Raw genomic sequence first — 14,202 nt, 5'->3', positions numbered from 1 at the left:
AAACTGACTGGACATCTTTGTGGGTACTGCTGTGAGCGAAAAGCAGGCAAAATTTGCTCAGGATCGTCTCATTGTCGAGAATGAGACTGGGTTGCTTGGATTAAGCCGTCTTGATCAGAGCTTCCCTCAATGTTCTTATCGCTTCTGCAGCGGTCACGCCTGATTAGAAGATTTCTCGCCTGGGCAAATTCGATCGCCTGGCTGGGAACACTGATCAATCGATTTGCCACCAACCTCATCGCCAGCTCCACTACGCCCCGTCCATGACCCTTCAGCCTCTGGTCTGCCGTCCCCGCACCCGGAGACAGATCAAATGGACCGATCACGGATTACACGTCCTGGCCCTCTCTCACCGATCGTCACTTTTCCGCACGCCATCTTGCTCCAGCCAGCGCCGCCAGCGTGGCCGCCCTGCCGGCTGACGAGAGGGTCGGGGCCAGCCGTTGGGGTCCCGTGACCTCCCTGTTTGCCCGCGGGGAGTCCATGCAGGCGGACCGGTCATCAGTTCTGTTCATGTTCTTTGCCCAGTGGTTCACCGACAGTGTGCTGCGAATCGATCCCACCGATCGACGAAAGAACACTTCTAACCATGATGTGGATCTCTGCCAGATCTATGGCCTCAGTGAACAGGAAGCCCGATGCCTGCGCAGTGGCAGTGGCGGGCGCCTGCGCTCGCAGATCATCAACGGGGAAGAGTATCCAGATTATCTCGGTGAGCGGAATGATGCTGGTGACTGGCGTGTAAAGGAGATCTACAGTTGCCTGGATGCACATGGGAAGGTCGTCAGGGACAAAGGCCTTTATCCGCATGGCAACACCGAATGGACGAAAACCTCTCTGGCGGGCAGCTTCCCCCCTGGCAGCCTCTCACCACAGCAACTCAATAAAAGACTGGACAAACTCTATGCCACAGGCCTGGAGCGGGGCAACTCATCGGTGGGCTATGTGTCACTCAGCTTGATCTTTCTCCGGGAACACAACCGAATCTGCCAGGAGCTCAGCAACATTTATTCAAGCTGGGACGATGCTGACGAACGGCTGTTTCAGACGGCCAGGATGATTAATATCTGCCTGCTTCTGAAGCTGACCGTAGAAGACTATATCAATCATATCACCGGCGAACGATTGTTTCGGTTTGATCCAGGTTTTGCCGAGCAACAATCCTGGTACCGTACCAACTGGATCGCCCTGGAATTCGATCTTCTCTACCGCTGGCATGGGCTGGTGCCGGATGAATTGATCGTAGACGGAGCGCCAGTAGAGGCCGCACTCTATCGCTGGAATAATGAGCTGCTTGAAGAGACTGGGGTGGGCTCGATCATCAGCAACGCTTCATCCCAGGCAGCAGGCCGAGTCAGCCTGGGCAACAATCCTGTCTTCTTGATGGAGTCGGAATACCAGACGATCAAAATGGGTAGAGATTTCAGGCTGCAGAGCTATAATGTTTACCGCGAGAGATTCGGGTTGAAAAGACTCAGAAGCTTCAGTGAACTCACCAGCAACAGCGTCTTGGCGAGGCAACTGGAAGCTCTCTACGGCGATATCGACACGCTGGAGTTTGTGATTGGCCTGTTTGCTGAAGACGCCCAGCCGGGAGCTCTGTTTGGAAGCCTTCTGCTGACGATGGTTTCCTACGATGCATTCACTCAAATCTATACCAACCCACTCCTCTCGAAGAACATTCACACCGCCGACAGCCTCACACCCTATGGACTGGAGCTAATCCAGACAACCGAGAGTATTGAGGCATTGGTGCGTCGCAACCTGCCGGCTGGCTCCCCGATCCTGGCCAGACTTGGAGTCTGAAGGCTAGAGGAGGTGCAGAATCCGATAGCTCCCCATAACCCGTAGCGGTTCAGACCGGCGCAGGCCTCTAGACTGGGTGTCCACGCTGCCGCAAGGCCAACCAGTCCATGCCGATCGCCCAGATCGATACCGAAACACTAATCCGCTCACTCGGTGGTCACTCCTTCGTGTTCTACGGACTTGTTTTCTTCGGCATCATTCTGGCCCGCTACTTTTTGCTGGCCGGTGGGTCCTGGTGGTGGCTGTATGCCCGCACCACCGCAACAGATCCTGAAACCAAGCCACCTGAAACCAAAAAGCCACATCAGTCGCACCACAATGCCGATGCCATCCGCGCCGACATTTTCCTTTCGGTGCTATCCGCCGCCGTGTTCGCTCTGGCCACCGTCGCCGTGCTGGCGCTACAAAGCCATGGGCTCACTCGTCTCTATGCCAGGCCTGACACCTACGGGTGGTGGTACCTCGCTTTCAGCTACGGCGTGGTGCTGATCCTTCAGGACGGGATCTACTACGCCACCCATCGCCTGATGCACCACCGCTGGCTCTACTCCTGGTGCCACCACGGTCACCACCGCACGCACCAGCCCACCCCCTGGACATCCTTCGCCTTCGATCTTCCTGAAGCAATCCTGCAGGCGCTGGTGCTGGTGCTCCTGGTGATGCTTGTGCCGCTGCACCTGATCACCCTGATGGCTGTACTGAGCACCATGACGATCTGGGCGATCGTCAATCACCTCGGCCTTGACCGTCTGCCGAGCGGATTCCCCCACCACTGGCTGGGCCGCTGGGTGATCGGACCTGCCCACCATTCACTGCACCATCGCCATCCGGGTGTGCACTTCGGGCTCTACTTCACGCACTGGGACCGGATCGGAGGCACCGAAGATTCCAGTTACGACGCCTCCATGGAATCCCCCAACGATCTGAGCGCCATACATTGACCTGATGGCCCTCAGTGCAGCCCCCAGCGAAACCTTCGAGCTGATCGTGGTCGGTGGCGGCCATGCAGGCTGTGAGGCGGCGCTCACCGCGGCGCGGCTGGGGATCTCCACGGCCCTGTTCAGCCTCAACATCGATCGCATCGCCTGGCAACCCTGCAACCCGGCAGTGGGCGGTCCGGCCAAGAGCCAGCTGGTGCATGAAGCGGATGCCCTCGGCGGGGTGATCGGCCGCCTCGCCGATGCCACCACCCTGCAGAAGCGGGTGCTCAACGCCAGCCGCGGCCCGGCCGTCTGGGCCCTGCGCGCCCAGACCGACAAGCGCCAGTACGCCCGCCAGATGCTGCAGCTGCTTCAGCACACGCCAAACCTGCAGCTGCGCGAGGCGATGGTCACGGGGCTGGAGGTGGAGCTGGATGGAGACGACCCCAGCGTGGCAGGACACGGAGCGGTGGGCCGGATCACCGGCGTGCGCACCTATTTCGGCAGCGTCTATGCCGCGCCGGCCGTGATCCTCACCGCCGGCACCTTCCTTGGTGGCCAGATCTGGGTGGGCAACCAGTCGATGAGCGCCGGCCGCGCCGGCGAGCAGGCAGCTGAAGGGCTCACCGAAGCGCTGCAGGCCCTCGGCTTCCGCACCGACCGACTCAAGACCGGCACCCCGGCCCGGGTGGATCGCCGCAGCGTCCGCCTTGATCAGCTCGAAGAGCAGCCCAGCGACGCCGATGGCCGTTTCTTCTCCTTCGATCCAGCCGCCTGGGTAAGCAGTGAGCCGATGTCCTGCCATCTCACCCGCACCACCGCCGCCACCCACCAGCTCATCCGCGACAACCTCCACCTCACCCCCATCTACGGCGGCTTCATCGACAGCAAGGGCCCGCGTTACTGCCCCTCGATCGAAGACAAGATCGTGCGCTTCAAAGACAAGGAGAGCCACCAGATCTTCCTGGAGCCGGAGGGCCGCGACACCCCTGAGCTCTACATCCAGGGCTTCTCCACCGGCCTGCCGGAGCGGCTGCAGCTGGAGCTGCTGCGCACCCTCCCCGGCCTGGAGCACTGCGTGATGCTGCGTCCGGCCTACGCGGTCGAGTACGACTACCTTCCCGCCACCCAGTGCCTGCCCTCGCTGATGACCAAGCGGCTTCGGGGTCTGTTCAGCGCCGGCCAGCTCAATGGCACCACCGGCTACGAGGAGGCCGCCGCCCAGGGGCTGGTGGCTGGCCTCAACGCCGCCCGGCTGCTGCGGGGCCAGGAACCGGTCCATTTCCCGCGGGAGGGCAGCTACATCGGCACCATGATCGACGACCTGGTCACCAAGGACCTGCATGAGCCCTACCGGGTACTCACCAGCCGCAGTGAATACCGTCTGGTGCTGCGCGGTGATAACGCCGACCGACGCCTCACCCCGCTGGGCCGTGAGCTGGGCTTGATCGACGACCGCCGCTGGGGGTTGTTCGAGGCCAAGCAGGCCGCCATCGCCGCCGAAAAGCAGCGCCTAGAAACTGTGCGGCTCAAGGTCAGTGACCCGGTGGCGCCCGAGGTGGAGGCTCGCTCGGGCGCACCGATCAAGGGATCGATCACCCTCGCCGATCTGCTGCGCCGTTCCGGCTTCCACAGCAATGATCTGGTGGAGCTGGGCCTGGCGGAGGCCAGCTTGCCGAATGGGGTGCGTGAGGGTGCGGAGATCGACCTCAAATACAGCGGCTACCTGGCCCGCCAGCAACAACAGATCGATCAGGTTCGCAAGCAGGACCAGAGGCCGATCCCGGGGGGAATCGATTACACAACCATCGCCACCCTCTCCAAGGAAGCCCGCGAGAAGCTCGCCGCCGTGCGACCGCTCAATCTCGGGCAGGCCTCCCGCATCCCTGGGGTGAGCCCGGCTGACACCACGGCCCTGCTGCTGTGGCTGGAGCTGCACCGCCGCCGTGGGGCTCAGCAGGAACGATTGTCCGATCAGCAAACTGCCGGTACACTCACCGGGCTTGGCTCCTGAGCCCATCGGCCATGGGCGGTGATCCGCGTCCCATCTCCTCCTCCCGCGCGTTCTGGGAGCTGAAGGCCGAGCAGGTGATGGACCGCGTGTTTTCCTCCGGTCTGCCTGCCCTGGGGATCCGCTCTGGGGAGCGATTGACCCTCGAGGGCTACAGCCGCGACCCGCATCAGCCGGAGCCGAACCTGGCCATGGAGCCTGGCTGCGATCCCGCACCCATCGATGTGGTGGTGCACGAAGCGCCACCGTGCTTGCGGCAGTCAGCCAGGCCTGGAAGCCGATCCGTAGCAAGGACCCGTAGCTCCGCAGCCCCCTCTTCAGCAGCGGCACGGTCCCCACAGCAGCGTCCACTGCTGATATCGATGGCGCTCCTGTCGGTGCTGGGGGCCGGCAGCACCCTGCTTGTTTGGCGGGGCTGGACCCAGGCGAGCATCGCCCTTCAACAGGAGCGCACCCTGCAACTGCTGGAGCGGTTGCGCTCGGTGGGCCCCCTGGAGGCTGCCGAGCCTGGAACCACGGCCGCCGCCACCACCCAGCCTCCTGGCGATGCGGTCGATGGCGCCGTCAACGGCCTGCCGCCTCCGCCTCCTGAGGAAGCCTGGGTGCAGGAACTGGAGCCGCTGGAGAGCACCTCCCGTGCCTCATCCGCACCGCCGCTGCGGGTTCCCGTCAGTGGCACGATCACGCGGAGGGCTCCACCAGCCCCCGCCATGCCGACAGCTGGAGCAGCCAGCGGCTCCGGTCCCTCAGATGATGGCGGCGGGGCTGGAGCGGAGAGTGGCTCCCCCGAGCTGGTGGGGGTTGTGCAGGTACCTGGCCAGAGTGGCTCCGCCATCTTCCAGATGGGCGGCAGCTCAACCAGCGCAGCGGTGGGGGAGGCGATCGGCTCCACCGGCTGGCGCCTGCGCTCGGCCAGCGGCAACTCCGTGGTGATTGAGCGCAACGGCCAACAGCAACGAGTGAGCATCAGCGGAGGCTTCTGAGGCTCAGGCTCCCGACCAGCCACACGTCGTAGGTCAGGCTCCTGGATCGTCGTCCAAATGCCCTCTCGGCCCTCATTAGCCTGAATAACCCGAGCTGAGCCTGATGGCTGACTCCCTGCTCACCAGGCCATCGGTCTCCCCGACACCGCTCTGGGAAGCCCCGATCAGCGAGGTGCTCAAGGCCCGGGCCGGAGCCCAGCTCAGCGGCGCCTGGAAACTGCTGCTCCTCGGCGACGGCAGTCCCACCCGCCATCTGCACCTGCTCACCGGCAGGCAGGTCACGATTGATCTGATCGCCATGGGACCAGAGCAGGAGCTCCGGCGCCCAGGACCAGGCCCTGATACCGCCCAGACTCGGCCCGCCGAGGTGGCGGAACTGGTCCCACCCCTGCTGCTGCGGCAGGTGTGGCTGCGCTGCAACGGCCAGGCCCTGGCCTGGGCCGAGAGCTGGTGGAATCAGGCGGAGGCCGAGGAGTCTCTGCGCGACCGGCAGCAGCCCATCTGGCTGAGCCTGACCAGTGAGCGGGCGGAGCTGTTTCGGGAAGTGGACGGCCTGGCCCAGGTGAACGCCGACTGGCTGGAGCAGGGATTCGCCGCCCAGGGTCCCTTCTGGAGCCGCCACTACCGCTTTTTCAGGCAGGGACGGGAACTCACGGTGATCCGGGAAGTGTTCTCACCAGCACTGGAGCGCTGGCTTGGCCCCAGCCAGCACAACGCAGATCTCCATAAAGTTTTATGAAACCGTCACCACTTGTGGCGGTTTCCACTTGACAACTTGCGCTTTCGGGCGATCTGAACAGGATGGCCGCATCGGTTTCACCTGTTCGACGATGACGACCACCATGCCTGGGACCCCAGGCGGGCACGGGCCCGCTGAATCAGGGGATCAGTGGATCTCCCTCACCGACCTGGGACGCTCCCTCGGCCTCTCAGCCGTGAGCTGCGGCCGCCTGCTGATTCAGGCCGGGCTGCGCCAGCTTGATGGCCGACCCACCGAGCGGGCACTGCAACTAGGCCTGGCCCAGGCCAGTGGCCAGGGCCTGCAACGGGGTCGTGCCACCCTCTGGCAGCAGAGAGGCTGCGCTGCCGTCCTTGAGGGTGACTCTGAACGGCACGTCAAACAGCCCACCCTGGTGGAGCAGTGGGCGGAACTGCTCTGGGCCCTGAAGCAGGGCACCCCCTCGATCACCACCTCCGCCGAGCAGATGGCGGAAGATCTTCCCCATGAGCTGGTGGGGGCCGTGAACCGTCAGCTGCAGGACAAAGGATGGGACTTCCAGGTAAGCCACCATCCCTCCAGGCCCCAGCAGTCCGCCCAGCACCACAGCCAGATGGCCCCTGGCCGCAGCAGGGTGCGCCCTAGCCATTGAGCGTTGAGCGTCCTGCTCCGGGGCGCTCAGCCCAGGCGCAGGGCTTCAGCCTGTTTGCGGCTGTTCTCCAGAAGCTCGTTGAGCTGGGCCTCATCGGTGTGGCTGAGGCTGGTGCGCAGCAACTTGGCGTGGGGCGCGAAGCTGCGCAGGCGCTCCACCACGCGATCAGGCGTGGCATCGCGCACCAGCAGGCAGAGGGCGGCACTGCCCTTGGGCAAGGTTTCACCGAGCTCCCGCAGGAAGCCGTCGTTGATGCCCAGATCGCTGAGCGCGCCTGAAGCCGCTCCCATGCCGGCGCCGACTGCGGCACCGAGCAGGGGATTGAGGAACAGCAGCCCCACCAACGACCCCCAGAAACCACCGCCCAGGGCGCCAGCGGCGGTGAGGTTGATCGCCTGACGCAGTTGCACCTGGCCATCGGCATCACGCTCCACCACCACGGCGTCTTCGAGGGAGATCAGATGCTCCTGCTGGATGGCGACCAGCTCCTTGCGCACGGCTTCTGCCTCATCAACCTTGGGGAAACCCACCACGATCAGGTTGCTCATGGACGCTGGGGAATGTCGGAACTGAGGCTCAGGCTAGGGCTTCATTCACGCCGGGGCCGCCGGCTGGAGCGAGGCAGAGGCCGGGCTCCAGGGGGGAGTTCCCCGCTGGTCTCCGGCTGCGGTGGCGGCTCGAACGGTGCAGGCGGCGGCTGAACGGAGGACTGGCCCCGGGACGGAGGCAGCAGGGGGGCCGTGCGGCGGGAGATGGCCTCCAGGGGACGGCGAATCCCTTCCGCAGGCGCCGACGCCCGGGCCGGCGGCTGGGGTTGCGGTTGGGGTTGCGGTTGCGGTTGCGGTTGCGGTTGCGGTTGCGGTTGAGCCTGACGCTCGCTCTGGGGTTGCCAGGGCGCCACATCTGAGTTCAGCGGAGGCCTTCTTCGTTCCGGAATCTCAGCCCGCTCCTGCCAGGGCTCCGGCCAGTCGTCGTCACCTTCGAGGAACCAGTCGATGCGGTTCTCCACCCAGCGGCCCAGACCCTCCAGGCCCGGGCGGCCACCGGCTCGACGCTCGGCTCCACGGGCCTGGGGACGCGAGCCAGGGCGAGCCCCTGCCACACCATCGACCAGTTGCCGACCCGCCGACATCCATTGATCCAGAGAACCGCCGCTGCGGCGGCGTCCCCGGCGGGGAGGATCACCCGAACCGTTCATGGCCCTCGCCTGTGCCATCGCAATCGATGTGATCCGACCTTAACGGCCACTCAACGGCCGACGATCGGCCGCGCACACGAATCAGACAGGCCAAGGCGGTGGGCCCTCATCCAGCGCTCTCGGCCCAGACCCAGCAGGGCGATCGAAACCCCCCCTCCCTGCAGCACCCACAGAAACAGATCCACGGGCCCCGGCCGATTGGCGGAACCCTAGGCCGCACGCGCTTCGAACACCAGGGCACAGCTGGCATCCCAGCGGCCGCCATGCAGCCGCTCGCAGCAGAGCCGGCAGGCCAGGCCCCGCACCCGGCGGCGGTAGGCCGCGCTGACGCCGCAGCAGGGGCAGCGGGCGATCCAGGGGGCCGATGCCAGCGGCAGCGGGTAGTGGTGGCGCAGGCTCACCTCAAACTCCCCCTGGGCGGCGTTGATCCGGGCCATGGCCGCACGGAAGTGGGGACCGTGCACCTCAGACGCCTGCAGCACGCGGTCAATCCAGGCGTGGATCATCTCGTGGCAGAGAGTGCCCAGGGTGGCGCTGGCGGGCAGGGGCGCCAGGACCGGCCGCGAGAGCACGATCTCGCACAGGCCGGAGCCATCACGCCGGCGGCCGCGACGGTAGAGGCCGGCGGTGCGGCTCATGCGCCCGTCGCTCCAGCGCAGATCCAGCAGGGCGCGGCCGCCTGGAGCCAGGGCGCCGCCGAAGTGCTCCCGGTCGAGGCGATGGAACAGGGGCAGCAGGGGCGCCAGGGGCATGCCGCAGGCAGGTGGCTCAACCGTGCGCCCAGTGTGCAGGGTTCGCCACCGAGGTGGCCGGGCCGTCGGTCAGACTCTCCAACCTGAACGTGCGCATGCAGACGATGGACTGGGGTCTGGCCCAAACGATCGGCACCAAGGCCCTGCTGGCCGGAGCGACCGCCCTGCTCCTCTACTGGACCTACACCGCCGTGCGCCTGGTGATCAGCGCCCGCGGCATCAACCCGCTGCTCAAGCAGTTCTTCACCCAGGTGGCCTCGGGCCAGATCGACGGCGCCTATCTGCTCACCACCAAGAACTACCGCTCGCATGTGAACCGGCAGCAGTTCATCCGCTTTTTGGCGGGGCTGCAGCTCAACAAGTACCGCAACCTCAAATCGGGCCGGCCCCGGCTGCAGGAGGGCCAGATCATCCTCACCGTGAAGCTCAAATCCGAAGCCAAGGATGAACTGCCCCTGGATTTCACCTTCGTGAAAGTGGAAGACAACTGGCGGGTGGAGCGGATCCAGAAACTGGCCGCGGCCTGAGACCGGGGCGCCGGCCTGCCATGCCGCCCACCGCCGCCGAGTCGAGCCGGGCCGAGGAGCTCCGTCGCCTGCTCAATCGTGCCGCTCACGCCTACTACGTGCTCGATGCTCCGGAGCTGGAGGATCCGGTCTACGACCGCCTCTACCGCGAACTGCTCGACCTGGAGGTGGCCCATCCGGAGCTGGTCAGCCCCGACAGCCCCACCCGGAGGGTGGGTGGCGCGCCGGCCGACGGCTTCGGCACCGTGGAGCACCGCATCCCGCTGCTCAGCCTCGACAACGCCTTCTCCAGCGAAGAGCTCGAAGCCTGGTTTGCACGGCTGCTGAAGGTCCTGGACCGGACCCAGGAGGCCTGTGAGCCCCAGCCGCGCCTGCCGATGGTGGGGGAGCTGAAGATCGACGGCAACGCCCTTGCGCTCAGCTACGAGCAGGGGGTGCTGGTGCGGGCCGCCACCCGCGGCGACGGTGAGCGCGGCGAGGAGATCACCGCCAACGTGCGCACGATCCAGGCCGTGCCGCTGCGGCTGCAGCTGGAGCGGCCGCCGGCATGGGTGGAGGTGCGCGGCGAGGCCTTCATCCCCGACGGCACCTTCGCGGCGATCAATGCCGAACGGGAGGCCCGCGGTGAACCCCTCTTCGCCAACCCTCGCAACGCCTGCGCCGGCACCCTGCGCCAGCTGGATCCGGGCGTGGTGGCCAGCCGGCGGCTCGATTTCTTCGCCTACACGCTCCACCTGCCGGACGACTGGAGTCCGGTCGGGGCCGATCCCGCGCGGCCCCGCAGTCAGTGGGAATCGCTGGCATGGCTGGCCGCCGCCGGCTTCCGGGTGAATCCGAATGCCGACCTCTGCCCTGATCTGGCGGCTGTGGAGGCCTTCTTCAGCGGCTGGGAGACGCGGCGGGCGCAGCTCCCCTATGCCACCGACGGGGTGGTGGTGAAGCTCGACGACCTGCGTCTGCAGGCCGATGCCGGCTTCACTCAGAAGGCGCCGCGCTGGGCGATCGCGCTCAAGTACGCCGCCGAGGAGGCGCCAAGCAGGCTGCTGCGCCTGGTGGCCCAGGTGGGGCGAACGGGGGTGGTGACACCGGTGGCCGAATTCCAGCCGGTGCCTCTGGCCGGCACCACGGTGAGCCGCGCCACGCTCCACAATGCCGACCGGCTCGAGGAGCTCGATCTCCATGCCGGCGACACAGTGGTGGTGCGCAAGGCCGGTGAGATTATCCCCGAGGTGGTGCGGGTACTGAGCGAACTGCGCCTGCCGGGGGCCGCGCCGCTGCAGCTACCCGCCAGCTGTCCGGAGTGCGGCTCACCGCTGGTGCGGGAGCAGGGGGAGGCCGCCACCCGCTGCGTGAACAGCAGCTGCCCGGCGATCCTGCGCGGCTCGCTGCGCCACTGGGTGAGCAAGGGGGCCCTGGATGTGGACGGCCTCGGCGGCAAACTGATTGAACAGCTGGTGGACCGGGGCCTGGTGGCCTCGATCGCCGATCTCTACCGCCTCGACGCGGCGTTGCTGGCCAGTCTGGAGCGGATGGGGGAGAAGTCGGCGGCGAATCTGGTGGCAGCCCTGGAGGCCTCGAAGCAGCAGGCCTGGCATCGCCAGCTCTACGGCCTCGGCATCCACCATGTGGGGACGGTGAACGCCAAGCTGCTGGCGAAGGGCTTCCCGAGCGCGGCTGAGCTCTCCGGCGCCGTCCAGCAGACACCCGAGCGGATCACCGCGATCCACGGCATCGGCGGCGAAATCGCCCAGTCGCTGCAGCAGTGGTTCGCCACCCCCTCCAACCAGGGGTTGCTGGACCAGCTCGAGCAGCTGGGCATCTCCATGGCCGCCGGCGAAGGGGAGCTGGCGGCCAGTACGAACGGCGGCGTGGAGGCCACGGGCGTGGATGATCGAGCAGCGCTCGCCGGCCACACTTTCGTGCTCACCGGAACCCTTCCGAGCCTCAGCCGCAGCCAGGCCCAGGCGCTGATCGAAGCGGCCGGCGGCAAGGTGACTGGATCCGTGAGCAAGAAGACGAGCTACCTCGTGGCCGGTGAGGAAGCCGGCAGCAAGCTGGCGAAGGCCGAAAGCCTGGGGGTGCGGGTGCTGGATGAAGCGGGGTTACGGGCCTTGCTGGCCAGCGGATCGTAACGCTGGCGCAGGGGCTTGAACTGAAGTGGGATCGGCAAAAGGAGCGGCAGCTGGGTCGATCAAATCGAGCCGATCAGGCAGCAGTGCATCGAGTGACCGGGTCTGCCCCATCGCCAGCCCACTGACCAGAGGCAACGCGGCCCTTACGCGGCCAGCCGGCTTCGGGTTCACGAAGCGGAACTGATGGGTGATCTTCTGCCCGCTGGGGTCATAACCGACGACGTTGAAGCTCAAGTCAGGGCTGTCGCCCGATCGGAAACCGGAGAACATCCCACGCACCAGGCCGCTGACAAGACCCACCGGTGCCGCCACATAGCTGGAGCCCAGGGCAAGCGGTGCCGCGTAGGCCGCGGACGTCACCAGGAGGTTGCCGGCGCCTGCAACCGCATTCCCGACCCCGTTGCCGCGACGCTGCTCGCTGTCGCTGAACCACTGGGCAATGCGGCCTGCAGGGATGAACCCCGAAGGCCTTTCGATGCCGCTGGCATCGAGGCGGATCGTGCACGGCCCGTCGCCGCAGAGGGCCGCGTAGGGGGTAGCAAGCGCCGGTGCCGGCGCCAGCAGAACGACGAGGGCAGCTGAGCGGAGGCGCACCAGGAGTCGGGGCTGATTCCAGCCGCAGGCAGGTGGCCGCATCGTGCCGGGACTGCCCAGGGTCTGCCCAGAGCAGGGGTGGCGCACGCCAGAGTGGTCAAGAAGCAAGACTCCGTCAAAGAGCGGGCTCTATTAACGAGTCGAATATCCCCATGAACGCTCCTCTCAGCGAACCGGCCATTCACCGCTGGATCAAATCAGAGTGTGGCCGCGCGAAGTACGCCGAACTCGCCTCCCGCCCTGGGCTGGCAGCGAAGCTGCGGCTGGCCTGGTTTGTGCTGATCGCCGCAATCCGCGATTCGCGGTTGCCCAGCCAGGCACCGCAAAGGGCGCCGAGCCAGCATTGAATAACGAACCTCTTCCGGCATTAATAGCGTCACCCAGCGGAAGTAGAGAGGGATTCAAGGCGGCGACGTATGGAAGCGTGCCCAAGGCGGGGAGATCGCCCTGCTGGTAAGTCCCAGTCCGACGCGGAACTCAGGGTGCCGGGAACAGCCGTTGCCGCAACGCCTCGGCCAGTTGCGGGTTGCTGGCGGCCCACTCCACCAGGCCGCGGTCCTGCAGGTAGGCCGGCCAGTCGCCGCTGCTGCTGGGAGAGGCCGCGGTCCCCTCCAACGGCAGCGATTCATCCGCCGGCCGGCGAGTTTCACCCATGGCCAACCCGCTCACCATCGCCAGGGCAATGCGCACCTGGCGGGCCGGCTTCTGGTTCACGAACTCGAATTGGTGCTCGATCGTCCGCCCATCCCGGTCCTGGCCCACCACCAGGAAGCGCCGCGGTCCGTCCTCCCCGTCGCGGTTGGCACCAGCCCCGCGCAGCAGACCACCGAGCAAGCCCAGGGGAGCGGTGATGTACACCGGCACCACGAGGCCCGCCGCCGATTTCATCATGTTCAGGGTGCTGGCACCCACCACCTCCCCCAGGCCCGGAGGATCTCCCCCCGCCCCGGTGGTCACCCAGCGGCTGATCCCCGCAGCAGGGATGAAGCCCGCCGGTCCGGCGATCCCACGCTGATCAAGCACGATTGTGCATGGACTGCCGCCGCAAAGGGCCTGGAAGCTGGTGGCCAGCACCGGTGCTGGACCGATCGCAGTAGATCCGGCCATGGCTGGCGGCGCGATCAGCAGCAGAGTGGTTAGGGAGCCAAAGGCACTTGCGCCCCTGGCGCCGTGAAGCTGGGAACAATTGATCAAGGTGCCAGCCGGTGAAGCCTGAGGTGAATGGCACCCATCCTGCCGCTGGTGGCCATCACGCAGGCTGGGGGTTGGTGATCTGCTCAGCGCGGCTCCATCCGCTCCAGCGCCCGCTGCGCTGCTCGGCCGGCCAGCCAGATCGAGCTCACGGTTGCGATCAGGCCCAGGATCCGCAGAGCCCAGGTACCGGCATCGGCCTCGCCATGGAGCACATCGCCGAAGCGGGCCACATCGCCGGCCAGATCTCCCAGGACGCAGAACAGCACCGTGCCGGGCAGGATTGCGATCAGCCCGATCACGTAATCACGCAGGCTCACCTCGCTCAGGCCATAGGCCAGGTTGAGCAGGCTGAACGGAAAGGCCGGCGAAAGCCGGGTGAGCAGCACCAGCTTGAGGCCCTCCTGGCTCACCGCCCGCTCGATCGCCAACAGCTTCGGGAAAGCCTGCAGCCGGCGGCGGGTCCAGGTGCGCAGCCAGTGCCGGCCCAGCAGAAAAACGGCCATGGCGCCCAGCGACGCCCCCACGAACACGATCAGGCTGCCCCAGAGGGCGCCGTAGAGCGCACCGGCCAGCATCGAAGCCCACACACCTGGCAGCAGCAGCGTCACCCAGAGGGCATAAAGCGGCACGAAAGCCACGGCGCCGGCTGGTGAACGCAGGGCTGGCAGCAGCCCCTCTAGCCAGGGAGAGAGGTCCACAAGCAGGACCGCGCAGA

At 66.2% G+C, this 14,202-nt stretch carries 15 protein-coding genes; 9 read left to right on the top strand and 6 right to left on the bottom strand.

The window, feature by feature from the left end; translation table 11 throughout:
• The first annotated feature begins 453 nt into the window (after positions 1–453).
• From KBY93_RS09440 to KBY93_RS09415, 6 genes are all read left to right on the top strand, one after another.
• Positions 454–1,806 (top strand): peroxidase family protein, encoded by a 1,353-nt coding sequence (locus KBY93_RS09440; RefSeq protein WP_255094085.1) that lies wholly within the window; start codon positions 454–456, stop codon positions 1,804–1,806.
• A 107-nt stretch (positions 1,807–1,913) separates the two neighbouring features.
• Positions 1,914–2,747: a sterol desaturase family protein gene (locus tag KBY93_RS09435; RefSeq protein ID WP_255094084.1), complete on the top strand. Its 834-nt coding sequence runs from the start codon at positions 1,914–1,916 to the stop codon at positions 2,745–2,747.
• A gap of 4 nt (positions 2,748–2,751) precedes the next feature.
• On the top strand, positions 2,752–4,740 hold the full coding sequence (gene mnmG, locus KBY93_RS09430) for a tRNA uridine-5-carboxymethylaminomethyl(34) synthesis enzyme MnmG (RefSeq protein ID WP_255094083.1): 1,989 nt from the start codon (positions 2,752–2,754) through the stop codon (positions 4,738–4,740).
• Positions 4,741–4,751: 11 nt separating this feature from the next.
• Positions 4,752–5,720: a hypothetical protein gene (locus KBY93_RS09425; RefSeq protein ID WP_255094082.1), complete on the top strand. Its 969-nt coding sequence runs from the start codon at positions 4,752–4,754 to the stop codon at positions 5,718–5,720.
• Positions 5,721–5,823: 103 nt separating this feature from the next.
• A complete protein-coding gene (locus KBY93_RS09420; RefSeq protein WP_255094081.1) occupies positions 5,824–6,459 on the top strand; it encodes a chorismate lyase in 636 nt (211 codons plus the stop codon).
• 91 nt (positions 6,460–6,550) lie between these two features.
• Complete coding sequence (locus tag KBY93_RS09415; RefSeq protein WP_255094080.1) at positions 6,551–7,090, top strand: hypothetical protein; 540 nt, start codon at positions 6,551–6,553, stop codon at positions 7,088–7,090.
• 26 nt (positions 7,091–7,116) lie between these two features.
• On the opposite strand, the gene KBY93_RS09410 is transcribed toward KBY93_RS09415, so the two are convergent.
• The 3 genes from KBY93_RS09410 to KBY93_RS09400 all read right to left on the bottom strand — a co-directional run bounded on the left by KBY93_RS09410 (position 7,117) and on the right by KBY93_RS09400 (position 9,040).
• Positions 7,117–7,638 carry a DUF1269 domain-containing protein gene (locus tag KBY93_RS09410; RefSeq protein ID WP_255094079.1) on the bottom strand — a complete coding sequence of 174 codons (522 nt, stop codon included), beginning with the start codon at positions 7,636–7,638 and terminating at the stop codon, positions 7,117–7,119.
• A gap of 41 nt (positions 7,639–7,679) precedes the next feature.
• Complete coding sequence (locus KBY93_RS09405) at positions 7,680–8,288, bottom strand: hypothetical protein (protein ID WP_255094077.1); 609 nt, start codon at positions 8,286–8,288, stop codon at positions 7,680–7,682.
• 209 nt (positions 8,289–8,497) lie between these two features.
• Positions 8,498–9,040: a SprT family zinc-dependent metalloprotease gene (locus tag KBY93_RS09400; RefSeq protein ID WP_255094075.1), complete on the bottom strand. Its 543-nt coding sequence runs from the start codon at positions 9,038–9,040 to the stop codon at positions 8,498–8,500.
• A 104-nt stretch (positions 9,041–9,144) separates the two neighbouring features.
• Between KBY93_RS09400 and KBY93_RS09395 the strand changes: the two genes are divergently transcribed.
• Both KBY93_RS09395 and ligA read left to right on the top strand, forming a co-directional pair.
• Positions 9,145–9,567, top strand: coding sequence for a hypothetical protein (locus KBY93_RS09395; protein WP_255094089.1), 423 nt, complete (start codon positions 9,145–9,147; stop codon positions 9,565–9,567).
• Positions 9,568–9,587: 20 nt separating this feature from the next.
• Positions 9,588–11,699: an NAD-dependent DNA ligase LigA gene (ligA, locus tag KBY93_RS09390; protein WP_255094073.1), complete on the top strand. Its 2,112-nt coding sequence runs from the start codon at positions 9,588–9,590 to the stop codon at positions 11,697–11,699.
• Here the strand turns inward: ligA and KBY93_RS09385 are convergent.
• Complete coding sequence (locus KBY93_RS09385; protein ID WP_255094072.1) at positions 11,670–12,293, bottom strand: hypothetical protein; 624 nt, start codon at positions 12,291–12,293, stop codon at positions 11,670–11,672. The genes ligA and KBY93_RS09385 overlap by 30 nt on opposite strands.
• 152 nt (positions 12,294–12,445) lie before the next feature.
• On the opposite strand from KBY93_RS09385, the gene KBY93_RS09380 reads away from it, so the two are divergent.
• Positions 12,446–12,640 (top strand): hypothetical protein, encoded by a 195-nt coding sequence (locus KBY93_RS09380; protein ID WP_255094071.1) that lies wholly within the window; start codon positions 12,446–12,448, stop codon positions 12,638–12,640.
• A gap of 130 nt (positions 12,641–12,770) precedes the next feature.
• Here KBY93_RS09380 and KBY93_RS09375 read toward each other — a convergent pair whose 3' ends face one another.
• On the bottom strand, positions 12,771–13,400 hold the full coding sequence (locus tag KBY93_RS09375; RefSeq protein WP_255094070.1) for a hypothetical protein: 630 nt from the start codon (positions 13,398–13,400) through the stop codon (positions 12,771–12,773).
• A 170-nt stretch (positions 13,401–13,570) separates the two neighbouring features.
• Positions 13,571–14,185, bottom strand: coding sequence for a TVP38/TMEM64 family protein (locus KBY93_RS09370; protein ID WP_399222919.1), 615 nt, complete (start codon positions 14,183–14,185; stop codon positions 13,571–13,573).
• Positions 14,186–14,202: the final 17 nt, after the last annotated feature.

This window comes from Synechococcus sp. J7-Johnson (assembly GCF_024345795.1).
Taxonomy (GTDB): Bacteria; Cyanobacteriota; Cyanobacteriia; order PCC-6307; family Cyanobiaceae; genus Regnicoccus_A.
This window is presented reverse-complemented; position numbering and strand designations above follow the sequence as displayed.